Origin of the sequence: Achromobacter anxifer (assembly GCF_903652925.1) — a bacterium.
Classification (GTDB): Bacteria; Pseudomonadota; Gammaproteobacteria; order Burkholderiales; family Burkholderiaceae_B; genus Achromobacter; species Achromobacter anxifer.
Genome location: NZ_CAHLAR010000015.1, coordinates 22,322 through 44,555, shown reverse-complemented (window position 1 = coordinate 44,555; position 22,234 = coordinate 22,322). Strand labels below are relative to the sequence as shown.

The following is a 22,234-nucleotide window of genomic DNA, read 5'->3' as shown; positions in this document are numbered from 1 at the left end:
TTTACCCGCCAGCAATTTTTGTGGTGATTGATAAAAAAATAGTTGACGAGGCGCTTGAGGCTCGGCGAATATATTTGTACTGATCACTACAAATATGGGTGTGGCAATGCAGAATCTGACTGGAAAAGTGGCCTTCGTGACCGGCGGCAGCCGCGGCATCGGAGCCGCCATCGTGCGCCGCCTGGCGGCCGACGGCGCCGACGTGGCCTTCACCTACGTGAGCGCCTCGTCCGAGGCCGCGGCGCAGGCGCTTGCGCGCGAACTATCCGAGGACGGCCGCCGCGCGCGCGCCATCCAGGCCGATGCCGCGGACGCGGCAGCCGTCCGGCGCGCGGTCGAACAGGCCGTCGGGGAACTGGGACCGATCGACGTGCTGGTCAACAACGCCGGCATTTTCCTGACCGGCGCGATCGGCGAGACCAGCCTCGACGACTACGAGCGCACCATGGACATCAACGTGCGCGCGCCTTTCGTCGCCATCCAGGCGGCGCAGGCCGCCATGCCCGACGGCGGCCGCATCATCAATATCGGCAGCTGCCTGGCCGGCCGTGCCGGCCGGGCCGGCGTCGCGCTGTACGCCGCCAGCAAGTCCGCGCTGATCGGCCTGACGCAGGGCCTGGCGCGCGACCTGGGCGCGCGCGGCATCACCGCCAACGTGGTTCATCCGGGGCCGATCGACACCGACATGAATCCCGCCGATGGCGCGCATGCCGCGGACCTGGTGGCCGTGCTGTCCCTGCCGCACTATGGCGCACCCCAAGACATCGCGGGCATGGTGGCCTTCCTGGCCGGGCCGGAAGGGCGCTACGTCACGGGCGCGAACCTGTCGGTGGATGGGGGCTACGCGGCCTGATGAAGGCGGGCTCAGAACTTTTTTTCGAGTCGACTTGCACAAACCAAAAAAGCTACATATAATCTTGTTTCTTCGCACTACACACATAACGAAACGCAGCGGCGGCGGTCTAAGAAACGCGCAGCAAAGCGGTCCGAAGTGAGTGAAGTCGCAGGGCTGTTAGCTCAGTTGGTAGAGCAGCGGACTCTTAATCCGTAGGTCGAGTGTTCGAGCCACTCACAGCCCACCAGAATTCTCTAGTAGTATCAAGCGCTTAGCCCACCGGAAACGGTGGGCTTTTTGCTTTCTGGGAATTTTGACCGCACTTCTAACGCACTTCGGTGTTTTGGCGGACTAAGGCAGCTATCTTCGAGCGCTGTTACAGAAAAAATTTCTACCTCCATTTGCTGGTAGTTTTCGGCGAAACGGAGCCCCGCGAAGCAAGGGCCCTCCCGCGTTGGCGCTTATACCTCAATCCTCAAATTGTGAGATAAGCAGCATGGCTAACATTCAAAAGCGCGGTGACTACCAGTACCAGGCAGACATTCGTCGTAAAGGCTTCCCGCGGCAAACCCAGACGTTCTTGACCAAAGACGACGCCGAACGGTGGGTGCGAAAGCACGAGGGGCAAATGGACGAGGGGAAATTCAGAGACCTGCGCCCCGTCGCGAAACTGACCCTCGGCGACGCCTTGGACCGCTACATGGAAGAAGTCGTCCCGACCAAGGCCGTGGGCGGGCAGCGCAACGAACGCAATCGAATTCGACTTCTGAAGAAGCATCCGCTGGCCAAGCGTGAGCTGAGCACTCTTCAGTCCTCTGACTTTGCCAAGTACCGCAATGAGCGAACCGCACAAGTAGGCAGTGCTAACACGGTGCGGCTCGAGCTGGCGCTGCTCTCGCATCTGTACACGATTGGCAAGAAGGAGTGGAACTGGCCACTCGACAATCCTTTGAAGGACGTGAGGCGGCCATCGGCGCCCGAAGGCCGTGAGCGTAGGCTTCGTGGGGATGAAGAGGCCCGGCTCCTCTCGAGGGTAAGCGACAAGCGCGTTCGGCAACCAGTCTGGCTGGAAGCATGCATTCGACTCTCGCTGGCCACGGGTTTGCGTGCCGGTGAGCTTCTGACTCTTGAGTGGTCACAGGTTGATCTGAAAGGCGGCGTCATGAACCTGACAAAGGCCCGCAATGGCAGCAAGCGGTCAGTGGGCTTGAATCTCGAGGCTGTACGCGTCCTTGAGAGTCTTCCTCGTTCGACAGAGAAGGTCCTCAAGGGCTATCACGAGACCGGCAAGCTCGATTGCGATTTCAAGGCAGCTTGCGTGGCTGCTGGCCTGGTCGACTTGCACTTTCACGACCTTCGTCACGAAGCCGCGACTCGCTTGGCCCCGCACATGATGCCTCAGGAGCTGGCCAAGATCATGGGTTGGAAGACCTTGCAGATGGCCATGCGCTATTACAACCCTTCGCCTAGCGAATTGGCCGCAAGGGTGAGGGCTGTGGAGGCTGCGCGCAGTGGAGGGAGTTACGAGCCAGAAGCCTCGTCGGGCAAACATGTCATGGTCGCCGCTCCTTCCTCCGACTCCTACGACGGTTCGTCCGAACTGCTCGACCATGTTGCCGTCGCGACATGCGGCAACGTAATCCGGGTCGAGTTTGCTCGACGGGGCACGGTGTCAACGCGGACAGTGCAAGCCGCCTGACCGACTGTTTGGCGATGATCAAAGCCCAGGCAGATCTAGCTTGGGCTTTGATCGCGGAATTGAGAGCTGTCTACCGCGCCATTAGAGAGCTCCCAGCGTTATCGGCCCTCGCCTAGAGGGCAACACAGCCGCCGCGATGGCGATTCAGATCTCTTCGTAGAGAGGGCGTTGCCGGTCTCGTTTCGACACGAAGGCCGGCCTTTCAACGTGGATCATCGTGCCCTTAGATAGATCAAACTGGCATTTCCAACCAGTGGCATCTGTCAAAGCTTCCAAAGCGAGTTTCAGCTTATGCGCCCAGGCAGCGGCTCTCATGTTCTCGCACCCCGAAAGCCGTTGCAGTGTGGCTGAGGCGAGCGGTAGCGGAATTCTATGTGTCGAGTAGAACGTGTGTAGCCAAAGCCCCAGCGCTGAATCTCTCAGCTTGCGTCGTTGATCCAAATTGACGAGCGTATAACCTGCTGTGTACGCAGAGAGCAGGTTGATATCAACGCTCAAAACGATGCGTGTGGATGACCCATTGACCGCTTCATCAAGGTTGACCAGATTGCTCTCCCATCTGAATCCGCTGTCGTGCACGACGCTCACACGCGCAGCGGCCAAACCTTGCAAACTCGTCCGCAGGGCCTGACGGTTCTTTCTGTCGCAGGCCTTATCCAGCCGCTTCAGCAGGCCGTTGGCAGAAATGTCAATCGGAATGCGAGATGCATTTGGTTCTTGGGTGGCCAGCAAGGCAATTCTGAGCAGTTCCATCCACAAGGTCGCTTCAGCTTGAGTTAGCTGCATGCCGCCTTGCTGAAAGATTTGATAGCCTCGGACCGATTGCAGGAGTGAGTTCTCAGTGAACGCTCGCCGATTCTTCAAATTCGCAGGCTGGCCTGCAAATATCGCTGAACGGGCCAGAACGTTTGGGATCGCAGCCCGAACATTTCCTGGTCTCAAGTGTGGAGTTAGCCAAACATCCTGCGCCCGGGGGTGATCGGGTTTATTACTCATGACTCGCGCACTAAGAGTTTCATTGAGTATGTATAGCTTCGCAAGGGGGGCATGCCGCTTGCCTGACCTACAGAAATCCGGGTTTTTTGACTGGGAGTGGCAACAGAGATGCCGCCGGGGGAATCGGATTGGCTCAGAGGCGGGTCAGCACGCAAACGAGCAGAGGTAATGGGAGGGAGGGCAGAGTGCCTAAGCAGGGGGGGCAGATTGCGTCAGGCGGGCGGGGCTGCCCGATCTGCATGGAAAATCTCCTTGTGATTCAGGCCTGTTTTTGAGAGTCAGCCGCCTTCCTTGGAGCTCCTAACTAAAAGAGTTCTTTAACTAAAAGATCCATCTCCCCTGAATGGAAGATTCGCGTCATGCGAGCTCTGTCCTGTCGTGCAAGGTACGTTGCTAGGCTTCGAGATGGGATGCTCGCACCCCTGGTTAGCTGTGCGAAAACACTGGCTTACCAGATGGGTGGGGTGGTAGCGCAGTCTATTGAGATTGGGCGTCGCTGACTATGCGGCTTGGCGCGTGTTTGATAAACTTTCCTATCGCTGAATTCGACGATAAGTCCGGCCGGGGTGACATTACGGGCGAGGCTTGGGAGCAGAACTGGAGTCACTCAGCATCGCTGTCCAGTTGAGCGGGGTGCCTCAAAGTGAGGCGCAATTTGCAGATCGCATTTTGCGGGCGCCGTTCCGATGACTTTCCTTGGGCCCACGCAATGCGTGGGCTTTGCTTTTGGATCCCATGTCTCTCGGGGCACCTGTGCAGTCATGCGATCCATTTCGGTATTCATACGGGGCTTTGAGTAACGTAGTCTATCCCCGATGCTGCTCCGGCGCGGATGTCTTAGCTGTTTCCCCGCCTAGTCGTTCTGGGAACGAGCTGAGCATTCGAGAATGGATCAGGAGCCACTCCCACGAACCCACTGGAAGTCGTCCAGTTTGAAGTTGGAGCCGCGGGCATTCGGCATTTGCGTCGAGTATCTTTCATCGAGCGTGACGCCCGTCCCAGCTCCCGGCCCCTCCCCACATATCCAGTTCAACCCAACGAAAGCAAGTTCCGGGCTGGAGCCCCTCAGGTGCGGTATCGTCTTAGCTGAAAAGCACTCATGGAGCTACCAGACTAGCTATGAAATGGAAGAGCCGAAACCTGCGTGCCCTAGCCGACCTCATCTGCGGCAATGGCGAGCCAGAAAAAGTCAATTTCTTCAGGTATCGCTCAAGCATGTACCTGACCGAATTCTTCCAAGACTGTGACCTTGACTATGCGCACGATGGCTCCTCTAGATCTCCCTGGGTCGCCAGTCGATTAGAGGAGGTCTTAGCACTGCCCCAACCTGGGCCGACGGTGCCGCCAGACGCGTTCATTAAGATCATCCGCTCCTTGCTTGATAAGGACGATGCGCAGAGCGGAGATCCGGAGCGGAAGAATGCACTCGTGACGCTTAACGTTGTCCTTGCGCGTGAGGGGTGGGAGGCATTCTTTGATGAGCAGGGCACTGCGCAGCTTCGTCACACGGCTACCAACACTATCGCGCAATTAGCCAATCCGCACCGTCCGATGACGCCCATTGAGCTGGAGCGTCGGGCGCAGTTGACCGCTTACCTTGATAAGTGCTCTGAGGACGAGCTAATCGAAGAGATATTGCTGCCGCTATTCCGTCAGCTCGGCTTTCATCGAATCACAGCAGCTGGTCATCAGGACAAGGCGCTTGAGTACGGTAAAGATATATGGATGAAGTACACGCTGCCGACACTACACGTCTTGTACTTCGGCATACAGGCAAAAAAGGGAAAACTGGATTCAGCAGGAGTGGGGAAGGATGGGTCGGCTAACGTAGCCGAGATCCTGAACCAAGTCTCGATGATGTTGGGCCACGAAATTTTTGACTCAGAGCTAAGTAGGCGTGTACTGGTCGATCACGCCTTTATTGTTGCTGGCGGGACGATCACCAAGGCAGCGCGAAACTGGCTCGGCAACAAACTGGACGCCAGTAAGCGGTCGCAAGTGATGTTCATGGATCGAGATGACATCCTCAACCTGTTCATCGTAGCGAATTTGCCTTTGCCAAAAGACGCTCTGCCCTTGCCCAAGACTGTGGATCCATTTTCCGATGAGATCCCGTTCTGAAGCCGCGGCATGTTCTTGGAAGGGCTCTTTTCCAACGAGCGGTGGGTTGGGATTCCCGCCTGACACGAGACGTCCTTCTGGCAGCAGGCGGAAGAGCGAATCTCCTGTTTCAGTGCGGCAGCTCTACCCCGTAGTTGACCATTTAGAAGGCTCAACCCAGTCGCTGGCGTAGATCCAGTAGTGTACGTGCGAGCCCCTGGTCAGCCGGCTCATAGGGATGTTCGAAACAGTCGATTCTCACCCACTGAAATTGCTGCCCGGAATGGACATATCCTTCGAAGTCATCGACTAGAAGGCACTGTTGAACCGTTGCACCACGGATCCTTGCCAAGTCCTTGGTGGCCCCTTTCCACCGCACGTATTCAATTTGTGCAAACTAGCCGGGTGCCAGGCCTTCATCAACGAGAAGTTCTGCGATTGGGCGAAACCTCCATTCGCTTACCGTCGTGTACATCACGATCCTCGGGAACATCTCACGGCAATGAATCAGGAACTCGTTGAGCCCAGGTCGAGGGATTTGGCTGGCGGCGTTAGAAATTAATGTGCCTTCTAAGTCGAGGGCAAGGATGTTGGGGCGAGGCATAGGGTAAGCCCGTGTCGAAGAGTGAGGGGGAGCAATACTGACGACATGCTCCCGCACTTGAAGCGGAGGCAGGCCATTCGGGGGAAGCTGCGGAGATCATTCGTGCCCGCCATCCGTGCGGCCAGCCGGCACTTCGCTGTTTCCTCCGGCAACACGAGCTTCCAACGAGCCATTTACACGTAGTTCGAATTGGAGTCTGTCGCCAGGCCTGAGAGACAGCTTCTCGCGGATGGCGCCGGGGATCGTCACCCTGCCTTTGGTGCTCAGCTTCGCTGAGGTCTGCTCATCCGTCATGCCTTAGATGCATTCTCACGTCGCCGAAGCTCCAGCAGTTCCGAGCGCATGGAGTTTGCTGATCTGAGGAGGTTAATGACTGAGTTCCAGTATTCCGCGCCTAAGTCCCCATCCTCGTGAGCGAGTCGCCAGAGCGTTCGAACTACCTCGTTCAGGTCGATAGGTTGATCAGAGTTATCGCCTCCTGCGTTTGCCAGGGATATAGGTCTGGAGTTTGAGGTCTTGATCATCTCCTTGCTGCCTGGCCAGCCTTGGGCGGATTCGGCATGAGAGTTGAATGACACACTTTCGTTTGCTACACGTGTCGGAAGAAGCGGAACAAACTTGTGCGGATGTAGAGGAAGCAGGCGTTGCAGTTCTGACGCCGACAGTCCATAGATGGGCCGACACATTCGGTAGATCACTTCATTATGGTCTTGGGCGACATATTGGAAGACAGGGCAGCTTGCCTCTAGCGCGTCGTCGTCGCTGTCGTCATCCGGCTCAAGCAAACCCAAGGCTTTCGTGCATTCGATGAGCAGGTCCCGCATTAGCGATCGACTTTCTCGTGGCAGATCTGCTCGTCGCAGAAGTTCCTCAGCCTCCACGCGATGATGGTCGCTCTCGCCTAGCTCGATTCCGATGGCCATCATTGTGTGAAGGAGTCGCTTTGCCGGGTCACCTAGGTCAGAGGTGTCAAGAGCGTTGGGGTGAAAGTAGATCATCTGGGGGCCGAGAAAATATGCTCCAGCCTACTGGTCTCTACTTGGCATGGGGTCTTTATTGCTGGGGGCAATGGGATTGCGCTGACGGCAATGCCTCATCGTGCGCCACATCTAGCTATACGCCTGTGGGCATGTGCCCGTTCTATTAGGCAAGAATTATGGAGAAAGGAAATAAGGGCCTTCGGCTCCGACACGCTTTGCGAGTTGCCATGCGCGAACGTTCGCATACTGTTTCGCAGCTGGCCGCTCACGTCGGGGTCAGTCAGAGCTACCTGTCTCAGTTGTTGAACGGTGACAAGGCGATGGATGCAGTTAGCGATCAGCATTTGCGGCGGTTCGCGACGTATCTCGGTATGCCGCCGATCGGGGCCTTCGTGCTCGCAGGTCGGCTGGAGTTGGCCGACTTCATCGAGGACATCCCGACCTTCGAAGAGGGGATTTCGAGAGGGCTGGCTTCGATTAGCAGCAGTCCATCAGCGGCAGAGGCAGGGGTTGATCTCACGGACCTCGAACGCCTGCCTGTTCCAATGAAGGTACTTATTGTTCTGCTGCATCAGCGCGCTCAGCTTGAGGACTTCCTCCGGCCGATGGGAGATTGGTGGTTGACGCGGAGGATCAAGCTTCAGGATTGATTTGCGTTGAACTTGGCCCCCACGCTATGTAGCAGTGGGGGTTTTTGCATGACTATCGGTTCAGGCCCGTCTTGCTCCTCTGTGTCTCAGCTAACTATCATGAGGCTGCCGGGGATACTGGCGCATCAATCTTTGGCAAAGAAGGGCTTCATATGCTCCTCATTCAGATCGAATGCCGATTCGCTCTTACGGTGGGCATAGTGTTTCAGCAGCGTTTCCAGCTTGTCGTGCAACATGCTGCCACGACCGTGAATGCCCTGGGTTCCCTTGGGCCTATTGCTTTGGGTAGCGGGGCGTCGTAGTCCTCATCTTTAAACCCATCGTTCTTGAAGCCTACCCTCCAAAAGCGAAGACGCCACGTGCCGTCCTCGGTCTGATACAGAATTGAGGCGATAGGTGTTGAAAGAGCCGACAATGTAGTGGTTGATATCGGTGACGGCCTCAGCGGGATTGGCGTAGTTCCGTTGCCAGATCCGCTCCAACTTCAAGTTTAGGAAGAAACCTCCCATCCCGGCGTTATCCCGGCAGTTCCCTTGCGACTCATGCTGGTGAGCAGGCCGGGGCGAGCCAGCAGATCGCGGTGAGCCTGGCTGGCGTACCGGCGGCCACGGTCGGCATGCCCAATCAAGCTGGGCGCGGGTTGGCGCAGCGCGATGGTGATGCGTAAGGCCGCGTAGACTAGCTCCGCATGCATGGTGGGCGCCATCACCCAGCCGACGACCTTGCGCAAGTACAGGTCCATCACGGCGGCCAGATAAAGCCAGCGACGTTTCGTGCGCATGTAGGTCATGTCGGCCACCCAGGCCCGAACAGTTGGTCTCAGCTCCAGGTTTGCCTTGAGCTACCCCTACGATCGCCTACGTTGCTCATCGCAGGTCCCGCTCCAACAAAAGAGCAGAGGGTTCTGATCGGCGCCTCCAAAGGTACTTCGACCGCAGAGGTGGGTACGCCCTGATGTCTGAAAACCACTCGATCACCCTGCGAAACCGGGTAAACACGTCTGAAAAGTAGTCACTTACTGCTTGTTTTGTCTGAAAAGTGCGCGATTACTGTCCAATATGTCTGAAAACTACCGCCTAGCAGACCTTCTGTGAGCGTCCTTGTTTGCATAGCAATCATTACTTCAAGTCAGGAGCTGGTTCTCGATATGCTGGGAACTTGGCCACCTTCATCTGATAGGCAATAGATCGCACCTTCCGCTCGGTAAGCTCGGCCCGTAGAAGCTGGCTCAAGATGGGAGAGCCGCTCTGGTATGCCGGAGAGTCTTGCTGCACGAGGTCGGTGAGCGCTTCAGCCATACCGTGCAGCTTGAGCGCCTTCAAGCGCTCGTTTAGGCCCAAGCTTAGCGTGGGCCCTTTTAATTGACGGTCGATGCTGTGCCAACAGTGTGCCATTCTGCCGACGTAGCGTGAGGGTGGACGCATAGGAAAATTTGGTATCAATCCTCAACGAAGAAGGACCTCATATGTTCTTCGTGTAGGTTGAATGCTGATTCGCTCTTGCGATGCGCGTAGTGCTTCAGCACGGTTTCCAGCTTGTCATGCAACAGGGCTGCGACCACCGTGTAATGCCCGGGGTTCCTATTCAGGAAGTCAGTCGCTACGATGTGTCGCACAGCGTGCATCCGCAGGCGTGAGACCTCCGGGATGTAATTCTGAGCCACGCCAGCCATCAACTGTCCGACGTCCTTGTGCATATTGCCGTGGAGGTTGGGAAACACCCAAGGGGCGCCTAGATTGCGCCGAATCAAAACGGGTCGGTATACGTCCAGGTACTCCTCGATCCGGGAGGCCAGGGCTTTGGGAAGTGGCGCGTCGTAGTCATCATCTTTTGATCCGTCGTTCTTGAAGTCCCCTTTCCAGAAGCGCAGGCGCCACGTGCTGTCCTCAGCTTGATAAAGGTTCGAGGCATATGCGGAGAACTCTCCCGGCTTGATGTACTTCATGATGGTCAGCGTACGGTGCCGAAGCGGGTTGGACAGGGAAATAGCAACGAGCAGAGCATCTCGCTTGTACGTAGCCTGAAACGCCGAACCCGGTGCGCAGTTCGCGGCAGCGATGTCCAGTTGCTTGATTGCCCGTTTGAACGGCACCAACGGATCGTCAAGGCTGAGCAAGTGAAGCAAGGGTGCTTTGGGGTCGCGCGATTTTTTGCCTTTCCCGGCTTGTTGCCATGATTTGCACAGGCTGTGCGTCTCATCGCACAGTTGCTGCCATGTCCGGTCGCGAGCGAATTCCTGCACCTTCTCCAGAAGCTGAGGGTGCTGCCACAGGTATCCGTCTCCCGGGTTCGTCAGGTTGCAGACGGCGCCAGCCACATTGATGTGCCCGTTGTGTATGGTGTGGCCAGAGCGTGCCTTCATGAACTGGAGGTATGCCTCTAGGTTCTCAGGGATCACCAAGTGGGCAAGTGTTTGCACCTTGTCCACGGGCAGTCCCAGCCCTGCTACGGCGGTGTTTCCTTCTTTCGGTTTGCTCAGAAACCCGAGGAACGCGCGAACGATCTGAAAGTTGCGGGAAGCGCTGGGGCTGTAGTACCCCTCCGTGACGCAGCAGAACTGCTCACTCGAGATCTCCCGCCCCACTTGATCCTTGGCAAGCACGCGCCAGCGTCCGCGAGGTGACCGACGCAGGCCAACCGGGTGCTCGGCGGTCTTGTAGCGCAAAAGCGCGAACCACTCAGCCTTCAGTTCGCAGCTGAATTCGCTGCGGGGCAGATAGAAGGGGTCTTTGACCAAGGAGCGCATGCGTTCGATGTACCGGTCGCCAGCCACCACCATTGCGACGCGTGTCTCCTTGCGGGGGTATTCCAGCTTACTTTCGAGGAAACCGCGTTCGAGCCCCAGGTGACGCTCCAGGCGACGTAGTGTCGGCATCCCCTTCTTCACGGGGTTCGCGCCACCCATCCAACGTGGCAGCGTCAGGGGTGCGGCACCGATCGCCTTCGCGATCTCTTCCGGCGCTTGTCCGCTGCTGGCGACGGCCAGGCGCAGCTCTTTGTGGAACATCGAAATGCCTGACACGGGTGCCAACTGGGCCTTGCGATGCAGGGTGTCCACGGTCTTCTTAATGGCCCTGAGCATGCTTAGCTTATCGGCAGCCGTCTTGCGATTGCCGCCGGAAATCAGCTGAGCGAACTCTTGCATGCGCTTGAGGAAGTCGGCGGTGAACTCGCGGCTGACGCGCTGACTCAGGTCCTTGCCGCAGAACACCAGGTAGGCCTTCAGGGCGGAGGTGTGGTTGCGCAGTACCTGCTCGGAAAAGGATTCTCGTTCTTGGGTCAGGCGGGTTTTATGGTGTTCGAGGAGTTGGTTGTATGTGAGGTCCATTTCGTCTTCGGATAAAGGCGAAACGGGAGGAGCGAAACTCGGTGTGACGCGCGAGGCGAGCTGGGTTTGGTAGCTCACTGCGTACGACGAATAGTTGCCTAATTGAAAAATGCCCTGTGCTCTATGCTGTTTTTCTTCCATCGCGTCGCAGTAGTTATCTGAGAACGATGGGTACAATAACATGCTGAATATAAAATGATTCTTTTATGCCAAATAGACTTGTAGTCAAAACGACTACTATATTTGATTCGTTATTTTGACCTATTTTCCGGGATTTCAGTTCTTCCGTTTCAGGTGGTTGATAGGGGACGTGACGGGTGGCTTGAAGCCACATTCACTCGCCGAGATTAGGTATAGCGCGTGGCCAGTGGGATGTCGTAGGGAGTCGTCTTCGGCGGCCCTCCTTTAAAGTTGGTGGGAGGTCAGGATGCAGGTTCGTTCCGGTCCGAGGAAGGGCGGGCAGCAATGCCTCGCCGTGTGTATAGCGCGAACACAGGGCATGCCTGTCGAGTTCGGGAGATTAGGAGCAAGTCTGCTGCGACGCCAGAGTTGGAGGCGGGGCAGCAGATCGATAGCAAGATCCGGTTTCCTCATCACTGCCGGATTGGTCAGCCATAGAGTTGGATACCGCCTGTGGCACCAACATCGCATCGGTTTTCAATCTACTTCTATGCGAGGCGGCCCCATGGCTGCCGGCAGCCTGCAATCGTCGCCTCGTTGCCTAGCAGCGCGGTGGGGGTAAACGCGTGTCGTCTCGGGCGCAGGAGTTCCCCCTCGTGCGCTTGTGGTGGCTATTCTGGGTGCGCCGTCCACGCGCCACCTCCATAGGTGTGTGGAGGGGCGATGGCTGCGGATTGGCCGATTCCGCCTGAAGTGCAGATGCAACACTCGTGAAGCAGTTGTCGTTCACGAGGTTGTTTACCTCGTCGGCGAATACACGAGATCAAATAGAAGTTAAAATCCTACAATTCCCTACCAAAAGTTATTGGATCGGTGTTAAAGCGGATCGGCGCGTTGGACACCGTGATGGAGAGTAGGCGTGACTGATACTACCCCTAAAGTTCGTGCAGAAAGGGATGCATTTCCTTCAAGCTCTTGGGTCCGCTTTCTGCGTAGCTATGGTCCCACTCCAAACAATCTGACGATGTTTGATGAGTATGTTTCCGGCGCACTCAAGAAGGCTAAGGTTCAGCCAATTCAGTTGGCAACCCCCCTGCTCGAAGCAATGGTCTCGCATATCGAGTCTATGGCCGGCGGCTCAATGTTGATCGCTGGAACTGCTGGTGATGGAAAGACCTATCATTGTCGGTCGCTTTGGATGCACGTCGGAGGTGACGCCAAAGTTTGGTCAGAAAAAGGCAATGTCAAAGAGCATCGGTTAGCCGATGGGCGTCTAGCCGTCTTCATCAAGGATCTCTCCGAGTTTAACGGGGCTGAAAGCGATCTTCCTCTCTTGCGATTGGAGAGATCAGTGCTCGGCGAGGACAACTCTGAAGTTGTGATCCTGGCGGCTAACCACGGTCAACTTTTAGACCGTTTGCGCGATCTAGAGAGACGACAGGATCGCGTACACCCTCTTCGAAAACCTCTTCAAGAATGCTTTTTGCAATCGGGGCTTCCTCCCGACCGACTCGCAGTATTTGACCTTAGTCGCGCGACTAGCCGTAAGACGCTGGACGAGGTTGCCAAAGCGGTAGCCGGTCATTCGGAATGGGCCAATTGCTCAGGTTGTGCCTTGAACCATGCCGGGAAGATCTGTCCGATCGATGAGAATCGTCGCCGTTTGCTAGGCGAGTCTGACGGAGGGCAGCTTGCGGGGCGCCTCGGAGACTTGCTAGAGATTGCGCGATTCAACGGTTTTCATTTGCCAGTTAGAGATCTGTTGGCCTTGTGCTCGAACATGATTTTGGGTTACTCCGACGCCAAGATAGCCAAAGAGAATTTGATGACATGTGCTGACGTGCCGAACATCCAAGAACGAGGCGGCATGGGCAAGGCAAGTATCTATGCAAACGCATTTGGAGCGAATCTTCCCAGACGTCGGGTGTCTGGCCGCCCTGTGTTTAAAGCCATGGCGAGTTTTGGCGTTGGCGAGGAAACGACGAATGCTGCTGATGGGTTGTTGGTCTATGGTCGGGATGATCCGAAGCTGCTCGATGATTTTGAGCGGCTTGTGGCTATCGATCCGATTTACGGGGCAACAATCGAATTCCTTGCTGCTCAAGACTCGTATTTAGAAGGCTACGAAACCACGCGGATTGAAGACGGGGCAGCCGAGTTTGTAGAGCTCTTGGAAGCACAGCGGCGTAGGCTGTATTTCACTCTGCCTGAGGAGGAGCCTGGCTATGCTCGGTGGTCCATGACGGCCTTCCGCTTTGCCGGAGACTATCTGAGTATCATCCACTCGATCAAAGCTAAATCCGCTATCAGCGAGACAACACGAGGGCGCATTGCTAAAGGGCTTAACCGCGTACTTACTGGACTGCTTTTGGAAAATGTCGATCGTATCTTCATTGCGAGTTCTGGAGGCTTTACTCAGAGCCGTGTAAGCGTTCTATGTGACCACGAGACTCCCTCTCGGCGTCAAGGCGGGGTTGGCATGGCTATCAGGCTTGACGAAGAGACTGGACGCCCACAGCTTGACGTATCTCTTTTGCCCGGATCAGGTCATGCCGTGACTTTCGATCTCACGCCTATCCGGCATGAGTTTCTCTCGCGCGTTGCGGAAGGTGCGCTACCGGCTAGCTTTTCCAACGAATGTCTTGAAGACCTCTTAGCATTCAAGGCAAAGCTGTTGCGCAAAGCTGAAGTCGTGCGCAAGACGAAGTTTGATGGCGATGACGATGAGATAGGCGGAACGGCTACAGCCTTGACGTTGAATTTCATCGATATTGATGCGTTTGGACGGGGTTCAGCCCACCCAGTGATTGTAAAGGCCGTGGTATGAGTGAAATCTACAAGCGACCAGAAATCCGTAGTGTCGACTTTTGTGTTGACGAAAATATATGGGGGCATCGTCTTTATGATGAACAGCTTCCACATTTAACGGTTCTCGAGTTTCTTGGTGCCTTGGGATCCAACTTGGACAAACCACTTCGCCCACATGATGGGTTGGATGGCACATTCAAGTTTCGGCCGCAACGGCAGATTCGTCTACGCGGACTGCTGTTCAATAATCCTTACGTGGAATCCATTTCTGATAGCGCTCTCCCTGACGATGAAAAATGGCGGCAGTGGTTCGAAAAATTTGATCAGGGGAAAACGGACAATGGCGACGACGACATGGTTTACTTGCGCCAATCGTTTTCCAGTTTCGATGATCTTGCGAAGGCCATTGAGCTTCTGAGGGCATCTTCGTTTGAGTCACGGAGCAATAAGCGTTGGAGTTCAAAGTTCGTCTTCCCCTTCGGTCCAGACGCTCTGTATGAAGATTTGCAGATCGACTCCAAGAGAAAGATGAGTAATGACCGGCGCTTTTTCGCGCGTACTGGTGAGCTTCTTTACCTTATGCTGACACGTGCCAAGCGTGGCGCGGAACTTGGGGATATCCTTTCCAAGCGTCTCTTCGATCGTGAGGCGCCGTTGAACCGGCTGGTTAAGGCTCTTCAAGGGCCTGAACAGCGTGCAGATGATGCCAGGCAGTCAGGCTACCTTCCCGAAGTTTCTAACGCTCGCTTCGATCTGATATGTGAAGACTGGTTGGCTGTCCTTGACAGGGATATGCCGATCTATGACGCGCTGGAGCATCTGATTACGATCTCGGGCTTAAATATGCTGCTCTACTTTCTTGAAAGGGCTAAGCGTATTTCGGGTGATGACGAGCCTGTCGAATTTGTTTGCGAGATTGTCTCTAAGGAGCGCACCAAGGTCCGTGCTCTTTCAGGTGACAGCTACCAGTACAACCAAGGTCTACCTGCCAAGGCGGTGCGCGCTCACGTCGAGTCTATCCGGCTGGAGGATGCTTGGGTGGCAGCCACATCAAGCGACTTTCCTGACGCCGAGCGTGTAAAGCTCATGCGTGATCGCTTCCAATGGCCTGCGGTCGACAGTGATGACGAGCATAGTTCAGGGAAGAGCCCAGACGCTCTTGTGGATACCCTAGTCGAGCGGGCACTTGCTCGTCATGAGCAACACGTGGGCAGAATTCATGCAGCATGGTCACGGGCAATCGGCCTAGGTTCGCGTCGGCTTTCTCGGCGTACGCGTTATGCACCCAATGATCGCCTGTTGAAATCGATAGTCGTGACCATCGTCGACGACAGTATGCAGTTTGACGAGTTTTTGGCAAAGGCTAAGCAGCGCTATGGCTTGGTGATCGGGGATGCTGAGGGCGGACGCCTCATCAATGCGAAGCAAGTCGATCAGGAGGAGCTGAGTGAGAACCGAGACAATCTGGAGGCAAGGCTCGAAGGTCTAGGTTTAGTTAGACGGTTGTCTGACTCTTGTTCGTTTGTTGAAAATCCGTTTGCGTTTAAGGGAAATGCCTGATGTTGACCGATCGCATTATCGGACGTGTCGGTGCAGACATTCTCGCCGAACGCACTTCGAACCCTGGCCAGCCAGGAGATTCCGCAGCACTTTTTCGGCTCTATAAGCTCTCGCCTAGTCAAATCGCGGCAGTGGTAAGAGCAGTCCTCGCGAATCCAGATACCTTGGCTCGTGTGGATATGATGATTCCTGAGGCATTGGTCGAAGGTCAGGGGCTGCCGGCCGAGTTTCTCGTCTCGGAAAACGCCGGCTACGTGCGCAACCATGCTATCACTGAAAAGGACGCCATCCTTACCGCTAGTGGTAGCGAGCATAATCTTTCTGACACTCTTACGCATGTCACGACAATCGGTGCAAAGGAGATGCGAGCCGACCCACAGTCTTGGGTGGATGCTGCCTTGCAGGTTGGCGGCCTTTCACCTGTGGTGGACGATCGCACGATTTTTAGTGCTGCACTCGGTGGCTTGCTCAATTCTTCGGAACTGTCACTTGTTCAATTGGGCGAGTTTTGTTCAGAGATTGTCGAAGCTATCGCTACTCGAGGTCTTCCGATCCGAGATGCGGTTGGTTATGCGCTGTGCAAGGTGGAGTTGCCCAGGGATAGCGGGTATTTCTCAAACGCACGGACGTTCGGGACGACACGCGGCCCATGGCAAAAGGCCTTCGCAAAACTTTTCACACAGCGTGCGCCGCTACTCAAGAAGCTACGTCAGAATGGTCAGCCGCTTGACGCCGAGGAACTGCGCGAACGCATTGAAGCTAATGCTGCTGAGATATTCGATGGTGCCCGCCAAGCATTGGAGGCTTTCGTCTCGGCGCCGGCAGGTGACCAAGAGGCTGCGGCATCCTTGGCTCAATTCGAATGGGAGTCCGATGGGGTTTATTTGGCCTTTGACAAGCCAAAGGAGAAGCAGCAAGGCTTGGCCGAGACGACGCTACGTTTTTTCGATCACGATTGTGATGAAGAAGATGCCCTGGAGCCAGAGGGCCGAAAGCTTCTTGATGATTTGAAGTCGCGCGAGCGGCGTGCTGAGTTTACGCCGGAAGACGAAGAGTTCTTCGCTACGCATCGTCGACACTTGGAGCGCGACACTAAACTACTTGCCCGCTGGGAAAAGGCGCTGTTCGGCAAGCCTATCGAGTGCACCGATTTCTTCGATGGATTTGCGCGGGTTGTGAATAACTTGCATGCGGGCTTGGAGGAAGTTGATGGTGAGCGGATACTCCGATTTACAGTCAACAAGGGGAGGACAGAGTGGCGTGAACGCTTCAACCACGACGCCGGCTGCTTCTTCTCTGCAATGTATCGTGGGCTGCGGGATCTAATGGGGTCGAAGGTGGACTGGAAGGTTACACGCATGACTGCGGCCGATCTTCCTGATCCTCTGTTTGACTTCGAGAAATTTATCGCTAAAGAGCGAGAGATCGCTGAGAGTCGCAACAAGAAATTCAAAACTAACGCCTCGCTCTCGCGCCAGGCCTTGCAGATCAAGTTCGATGTTGAGCTGCTGAAAGTGGTCAGTGGCAATGAGACCAAGATCAGTAAGACGCAACTCCTGTGGAGCTACAAGCCAACGTCGATAGGACTATCGATGGTTGCGGATATGCACCGCCTATTAGAGAAAGGAGCGGTAGGTTGCACGGAAGTTCCGCGTCGGTTGGTAAGCAAGAAGGGGGGCGTACAAAGTGTGTCGCTGCTCGATACGGGGACATTAGAAGCTACGTACTCCACCGATGCTGGCTCTCTGGTTCCTGCGGTCAATAAGCTCCGTAGCTTCCGCCAAGACATCAAGACCCGTATCAAAGATCTTGCGGAAGAAGGCCGGCTAACACCTGCGCAACGGAATGAAATCCGGGGGGCATGGGACACCTTCGAGGAGGATTACATCAAAGCGATGGAGGACTTCGTATTCACTGGGTTGCATGGCGAGGCCGTCATGCGTCAAGCTGAGTCCTTCAGTGTGTTGCTGAACACGCTTATGGCTCAGGCCCGTGGCGATGTTTGCCGTTCGCGATTGGTGTCCGAAATCTTGTCAATTGGCACGGCTCGAGTGGTTGGGGATAACCCAGCGCTGATTGTTCCGCCTTGGCACCCCGAGCGTATGAAGGCGCTGGCGGTGAAATCCCGTCGCGTGGCGGGATTTGCCACCCATTTGCTCTCCAGCGGTAGCATTCTCTATGGTGACCGCGAGATCTTCATGCGTGAGCTGTCCGATGAGATTGCGCATCCGTTCTATCCGGAAATAGCCGTTCTCACTAATGGTGGCGCCCCTAAGTTGGTCAGCGCGAGCAGCACGGTCAATGGCTACAGTCTCCTGGAAACCCCGATCCGGGGCGACGAAGATGTCATGACCGATGTGGATCCGACGGCTGCGGCTAAGCAAGCGCGGGAGCTCTTGGAGAGATACGTCGGTCTGCAACCACACGAGGCATCTAACCTTAGTGTCGTCCTCTATAACGCCGATGCTGCCGAGTTACCACTGGCCACGGTGCGCGAGCTTTCTTCGATTCAGGAGGATAGGAAGCTCCAATGCAGCGTGTCCGTTCGGCACACTGATCAAGCTAAACTCCGTAGTGTCTACGGCGAGCTCGTGAATAAAGCCGGTGATGATCCTGATCTTCCGGTCGTCAGCGAAACTAGCGATAACTTTATCTCGAAGTTGCGCATCTCCGTTACGCCGATCGCTGCTACTCCCAGCGAAAGCGCTCTGGGATTTAAGGCCTTCGACGTTGCCTTCTTGCACGATGTCGTTGCCCGCTCGGCCAAGGAGGAGTGGTTGTCGGTTGCTTGGACTAACGATCGCCCGAGCTTGGAGCATGCGCCTTCGCGGTGGTCCTATCGAAGCGTATCGGGTGAAGATGAGCTGAAGTCGACTACATTTTTGACCTGCCCCTGGCAAACGGCGTCGGGTTGGGCTTATGTGACCGCCGTGGCGGCCGTGTGCAACCAGACCGATGCCGTTCCCGACAAGCGCTTTTTGCCTGCCAGACGCATTTCACTGCAAAGCCCGAATCTAACCGCGCTGATCAAGGATGCGCACGATCTCGCAGAATGGGTCGCGACATATGACGAGCTTCTAGACAAGCGCCAACTCCAGCACAACAATATTACCGTCGTTAGGTATCGCCGCGGCTCGACCAATGGCCGCAATATGATTGTGAGTTCCACGTCAGAGTTGCGTTTGCTTGGTGTGCTGGTACGGCGTCGGCTTGACGAACTCAAGCTCCAACTTACGGCAGACGAGGTCAGCGAGGTCGCGGATAAAGCAAAGCGAGACGCCCTGTCGGTCTCTGGTGATATCGTGCTGCGTGCGGCCAAACGAGGTGTGTCAGCAGGCGAGATGATTGGCTTGGTGCTCAGCCGCCATCTGTTGTCAGAGGAATTCAAGGCGCTCGCTGGCGGAGGCCCTGCTTTAACCGCCTATTTCTTACTTGACGACTACGCGAGCTGGCTTTCGCAGCCAGAGAGTCGGATTGCGGACATCCTTGCTCTCAATGTTGAGGAGAAGGACGAAGGGGTTCGGGTTGTCATCTCGATCGTGGAGTCCAAATATGTTGGAGCTGATGGGCTAGCAGTGGCACGACGCAGCTCAAGGGACCAATTGCTGACGACTCTGGGCTTGTTTCGAGAGGCGCTTTTTGGCGATCCGGGACGTCTTGATCGTGATGTCTGGCTCGCGCGCTTGGCTGACATGCTGATTGATGCCGATATCCCTCCGGGGATGACTGGTTTGATGGAGCGTGCGCGTTCGAAGTTGCGTGAAGGCGACGTGGAGATTTCGTTACGCGGTTATTCTCAGGTTTACGTTCACACATCTGACGCAGGTGCGGGATCGGCCTCCGAGCAAGAACTCCTCTTGGACGAGAATGGAGTTAGAGCTTGGCAGGAGGTTTTTGACAGAGCCGAGCTCAAGAGGCTCGTTGAAGCTTATGCCAAAGGTTCGGGTAGCCTGGATGCGAGATTAATTCTGGGTGCTCACGAGCCATGGTCAGACCATACGTTCAAGAGGCCCGCAGCACGAGTTCCATGGCTTGCGGCCATGGGGCAGCTTGCCAGTAGCGCAGGTGAGGAGCCTGTTGCAAAAGAGGGTGGTTCTCAGGCTTCAGAGGATGTCGTTACTTCGGCGCAAGAGCTTTTGGCTCCTGAGCCGATCTCATCCACAGCTGAAACTGCCCCTGCCGTTCAAAGTCCAGCGCCCGCCTCGATCGTAAAGGTCGATTCCGCTTTTGCTGCACTGGTTGCCTCCAAGGCGGTTGGCGTTGGTCAGTCCGATTCGGAGCGGGATGAGTGGGCTCAGGAAACTACCAAGAAACTCAAGGCTGCGCTCAACAGCTACGGACTCCAAGCGGCGGTATTGGGGACGCGGCTGACGCCCAATGGCTGTCTAGTGCGGTTGGCTGGCTCTGATCGGCTGCGAGTCGAGGACATCGAGAACAAGCGCACCCAGCTCCTGACCACACATGCGATCAATCTCGTGACCGTCCAACCCAAACCCGGTGAGATTGTAGTGACAGTCGCCGGTTCCAAACGCCAGGCTGTGTCACTCTGGGAACTGTGGGCGCGTCGTGAGCTCAACCGCAACGTTGCAGGCGTCAACACGTCCTTTCTTTTGGGTGTTCAGGAGATCAATGGGGCGCTGTTGTATTTGAACCTCGGCGCCGAGTTCGGGGGGCTTTCATCCCACGAGCCCCATTCTCTGGTGGCTGGTGCGACGGGTAGTGGCAAGTCAGTGCTGATACAGGCCTTGCTGTTGGACATCGCTGCTACAAACTCCAAAGATCTGGCGCAGCTCATCCTGATCGATCCCAAGATGGGCGTCGACTATGCCCCATTGGCGGACTTACCGCACATGCGTGACGAGATTGTCACGACTAAGGAAAAGGCTGGCGAGGTACTGGAGGCATTGGTCCAGGAGATGGAGGGTCGCTACCGTGCGTTCGCGAAAGCAAGAGCTCGTGACTTGCCGACTTTCAACTCCAAGGTGTCAGCCGAAGAGCGGTTGCCGATGGTCTTCCTGGTTCATGACGAGTTCGCGGATTGGATGCTAGATGACGCCTATAAGAGCGCGGTTGGAGCGGCAGTGCAGCGCTTGGGCGTGAAGGCCCGCGCGGCCGGCATCCATCTGATCTTCGCGGCTCAGCGCCCTGACAAGGACGTGATGCCGATGCAGCTTCGCGAGAACCTAGGAAATCGGCTGATCTTGAAAGTTTCCAGCGAAGCGACATCCAAGATCGCGCTGGATCGACCGGGTGCCGAGCTGCTGCTGGGCAGAGGGCATCTGGCCGCGAAACTCAATGGCGAGCAAGGTCTTGTCTTCGCGCAAGCTCCGTTCCTGTCAGATCAGGAGATCGAGGCCGCTGTGGCAGCCATCGCGGTTGACAACGGGGCAAGGGAGGCGCCGAATGAAGGTCGAGGCAGTAATTGACACGATCTCCAAGTTCTTCAACGATCTGATCGGGGCGTGGGTGCCCGGCGCAGTATTGGCCTTCGGCTTGGCGCTTGTACACGTTGGTCCGGTCCAGCTCCAATCGATCTTCAAGCTGGGCGACACGACCTCGGCGGCTTTGACCTTCGCAGGCATCCTGTTCGCGCTCGGGCATGCGCTGCTTGCCCTTTACGAGCAGGTCTTGAAGATGCCGCTCACCAAACTCGGACTGGTCAAGGCATTCGACGAAGCCGAAGCGAAGAAGCGGCAGTCCTACGAGTGGTTCGCGGAATTGGTAAAAGCTCAGCAGGCTGGAGGCGGCGAGAAGGAGTGGGACTACAACGACCTTTGCAGCGTCGCGCTTTCGGTTTCTTCAGAGGCAGGTTCAATGGGGCGGCGGTTCATGTTCATTGCTCTTCTGTGCAATGGCGTTGGCATGGCTTTGACGATCATCGCGCTCGACTTCGCTGTTTGCTCAGTGTTCTGGCCCAATCTGCTGTTTGCTTACGACTACCCGCCGCCTTGGGGCGTTCAGGTAGCCCTCATGCTTGGCCTGGCCTGGGCTCTGCTCAAGCGTGGAGAGGTATTTTTTTCGAGAGCAAAAGTCACCCCGTTTGCAATCGCCGCAGCCGAACTGAAAGTCAAGAAGGACGTCAATGCTGGCAAAGCAACCGCTTAGAAAAATCTACCTTGCCGGCGGCTTTCGATCGCACTGGCAAGTTCTGGTGGCTGCTCGTTTGACTAATTCGTTTGAGCTGCTCGACCCGAGCGCGCACAACATTCAAGACCCCGTCGAGTACACGCGATGGGACCTGGAAGCTGTGCGTGAGTCCGACATCGTGTTGGCTAACATGGAGGCCTCCAATCCAGGGGGCTATTCCCTGGCATTAGAAGTCGGATTCGCGAAGGCCTTGGGCAAGCGGATTTTTGTGGTCGACCAGGTGGAAGATCCGTCTGTGAGCCGCTACTTCGAGATGGTTCGCCAGTGCTCAGAGCGCGTTTTTCCGACGCTGGACGAAGCTCTTGATCACCTGTTGTCGATCGACTGAGGAGAATGCCGATGCCTTACTACAACGCGTGGAGTGAACACTTGAATCCAGGGATGGCCGTCTGCGCTCAGGGCTCGAT

The 22,234-nt window shown here is 56.1% G+C and carries 12 protein-coding genes, 1 tRNA gene and 2 pseudogenes; 10 read left to right on the top strand and 5 right to left on the bottom strand.

From position 1 onward, the window contains the following. Positions 1–106: 106 nt before the first annotated feature. From HWY37_RS31010 to HWY37_RS31000, 3 genes are all read left to right on the top strand, one after another. On the top strand, positions 107–853 hold the full coding sequence (locus HWY37_RS31010) for an SDR family NAD(P)-dependent oxidoreductase (protein WP_175209670.1): 747 nt from the start codon (positions 107–109) through the stop codon (positions 851–853). 153 nt (positions 854–1,006) lie between these two features. After that, a tRNA-Lys gene (locus tag HWY37_RS31005) sits at positions 1,007–1,082 on the top strand. A gap of 249 nt (positions 1,083–1,331) precedes the next feature. Next, positions 1,332–2,534, top strand: a complete 1,203-nt coding sequence (locus HWY37_RS31000) for a tyrosine-type recombinase/integrase (RefSeq protein ID WP_176090576.1) — start codon at positions 1,332–1,334, stop codon at positions 2,532–2,534. Positions 2,535–2,678: 144 nt separating this feature from the next. Here the strand turns inward: HWY37_RS31000 and trfA are convergent, their stop codons facing one another. Further along, entirely contained in the window at positions 2,679–3,530 is an 852-nt protein-coding gene (trfA, locus tag HWY37_RS30995; protein ID WP_176090575.1) for a plasmid replication initiator TrfA, read from the bottom strand. Between the two features lie 1,119 nt (positions 3,531–4,649). On the opposite strand from trfA, the gene HWY37_RS30990 reads away from it, so the two are divergent. Beyond that, positions 4,650–5,651, top strand: a complete 1,002-nt coding sequence (locus HWY37_RS30990; protein WP_176090574.1) for a PDDEXK family nuclease — start codon at positions 4,650–4,652, stop codon at positions 5,649–5,651. Positions 5,652–6,330: 679 nt separating this feature from the next. Here HWY37_RS30990 and HWY37_RS34930 read toward each other — a convergent pair. After that, positions 6,331–6,528 carry an AbrB/MazE/SpoVT family DNA-binding domain-containing protein gene (locus HWY37_RS34930; protein ID WP_176090573.1) on the bottom strand — a complete coding sequence of 66 codons (198 nt, stop codon included), beginning with the start codon at positions 6,526–6,528 and terminating at the stop codon, positions 6,331–6,333. 862 nt (positions 6,529–7,390) lie between these two features. On the opposite strand from HWY37_RS34930, the gene HWY37_RS30980 reads away from it, so the two are divergent. Continuing rightward, positions 7,391–7,864 (top strand): helix-turn-helix domain-containing protein, encoded by a 474-nt coding sequence (locus HWY37_RS30980; RefSeq protein WP_281372310.1) that lies wholly within the window; start codon positions 7,391–7,393, stop codon positions 7,862–7,864. 380 nt (positions 7,865–8,244) lie between these two features. Here the strand turns inward: HWY37_RS30980 and HWY37_RS30975 are convergent. The 3 genes and pseudogenes from HWY37_RS30975 to HWY37_RS30970 all read right to left on the bottom strand — a co-directional run. Continuing rightward, positions 8,245–8,669, bottom strand: a pseudogene (locus HWY37_RS30975) (transposase); the annotation flags it as partial. Between the two features lie 334 nt (positions 8,670–9,003). Further along, positions 9,004–9,204, bottom strand: a pseudogene (locus HWY37_RS34815) (ATP-binding protein); the annotation flags it as partial. Positions 9,205–9,302: 98 nt separating this feature from the next. After that, entirely contained in the window at positions 9,303–11,333 is a 2,031-nt protein-coding gene (locus tag HWY37_RS30970) for a hypothetical protein (RefSeq protein ID WP_176090570.1), read from the bottom strand. 898 nt (positions 11,334–12,231) lie between these two features. On the opposite strand from HWY37_RS30970, the gene HWY37_RS30965 reads away from it, so the two are divergent. The 5 genes from HWY37_RS30965 to HWY37_RS30945 are packed head-to-tail and all read left to right on the top strand — an operon-like array spanning position 12,232 to position 22,155. Next, positions 12,232–14,139, top strand: a complete 1,908-nt coding sequence (locus tag HWY37_RS30965; protein ID WP_217706415.1) for a hypothetical protein — start codon at positions 12,232–12,234, stop codon at positions 14,137–14,139. Next, entirely contained in the window at positions 14,136–15,680 is a 1,545-nt protein-coding gene (locus HWY37_RS30960) for a hypothetical protein (RefSeq protein WP_176090569.1), read from the top strand. The genes HWY37_RS30965 and HWY37_RS30960 overlap by 4 nt, the downstream gene beginning before the upstream one ends. Continuing rightward, positions 15,680–21,106, top strand: coding sequence for an FtsK/SpoIIIE domain-containing protein (locus HWY37_RS30955; protein WP_176090568.1), 5,427 nt, complete (start codon positions 15,680–15,682; stop codon positions 21,104–21,106). The genes HWY37_RS30960 and HWY37_RS30955 overlap by 1 nt, the downstream gene beginning before the upstream one ends. Further along, a complete protein-coding gene (locus tag HWY37_RS30950) occupies positions 21,084–21,785 on the top strand; it encodes a hypothetical protein (protein WP_176090567.1) in 702 nt (233 codons plus the stop codon). The genes HWY37_RS30955 and HWY37_RS30950 overlap by 23 nt, the downstream gene beginning before the upstream one ends. Next, positions 21,763–22,155: a nucleoside 2-deoxyribosyltransferase domain-containing protein gene (locus HWY37_RS30945; RefSeq protein ID WP_176090566.1), complete on the top strand. Its 393-nt coding sequence runs from the start codon at positions 21,763–21,765 to the stop codon at positions 22,153–22,155. The genes HWY37_RS30950 and HWY37_RS30945 overlap by 23 nt, the downstream gene beginning before the upstream one ends. Positions 22,156–22,234 lie beyond the last annotated feature (79 nt).

Coding starts and splice junctions, on each gene's coding strand:
- HWY37_RS30970 (WP_176090570.1), bottom strand. CDS start 11,333: ATGGAAGAAAAACAGCATAGAGCACAGGGCATTTTTCAATTAGGCAAC.
- HWY37_RS30990 (WP_176090574.1), top strand. CDS start 4,650: ATGAAATGGAAGAGCCGAAACCTGCGTGCCCTAGCCGACCTCATCTGC.
- trfA (WP_176090575.1), bottom strand. CDS start 3,530: ATGAGTAATAAACCCGATCACCCCCGGGCGCAGGATGTTTGGCTAACT.
- HWY37_RS34930 (WP_176090573.1), bottom strand. CDS start 6,528: ATGACGGATGAGCAGACCTCAGCGAAGCTGAGCACCAAAGGCAGGGTG.
- HWY37_RS31010 (WP_175209670.1), top strand. CDS start 107: ATGCAGAATCTGACTGGAAAAGTGGCCTTCGTGACCGGCGGCAGCCGC.
- HWY37_RS30945 (WP_176090566.1), top strand. CDS start 21,763: ATGCTGGCAAAGCAACCGCTTAGAAAAATCTACCTTGCCGGCGGCTTT.
- HWY37_RS30960 (WP_176090569.1), top strand. CDS start 14,136: ATGAGTGAAATCTACAAGCGACCAGAAATCCGTAGTGTCGACTTTTGT.
- HWY37_RS31000 (WP_176090576.1), top strand. CDS start 1,332: ATGGCTAACATTCAAAAGCGCGGTGACTACCAGTACCAGGCAGACATT.
- HWY37_RS30950 (WP_176090567.1), top strand. CDS start 21,084: ATGAAGGTCGAGGCAGTAATTGACACGATCTCCAAGTTCTTCAACGAT.
- HWY37_RS30980 (WP_281372310.1), top strand. CDS start 7,391: ATGGAGAAAGGAAATAAGGGCCTTCGGCTCCGACACGCTTTGCGAGTT.
- HWY37_RS30955 (WP_176090568.1), top strand. CDS start 15,680: ATGTTGACCGATCGCATTATCGGACGTGTCGGTGCAGACATTCTCGCC.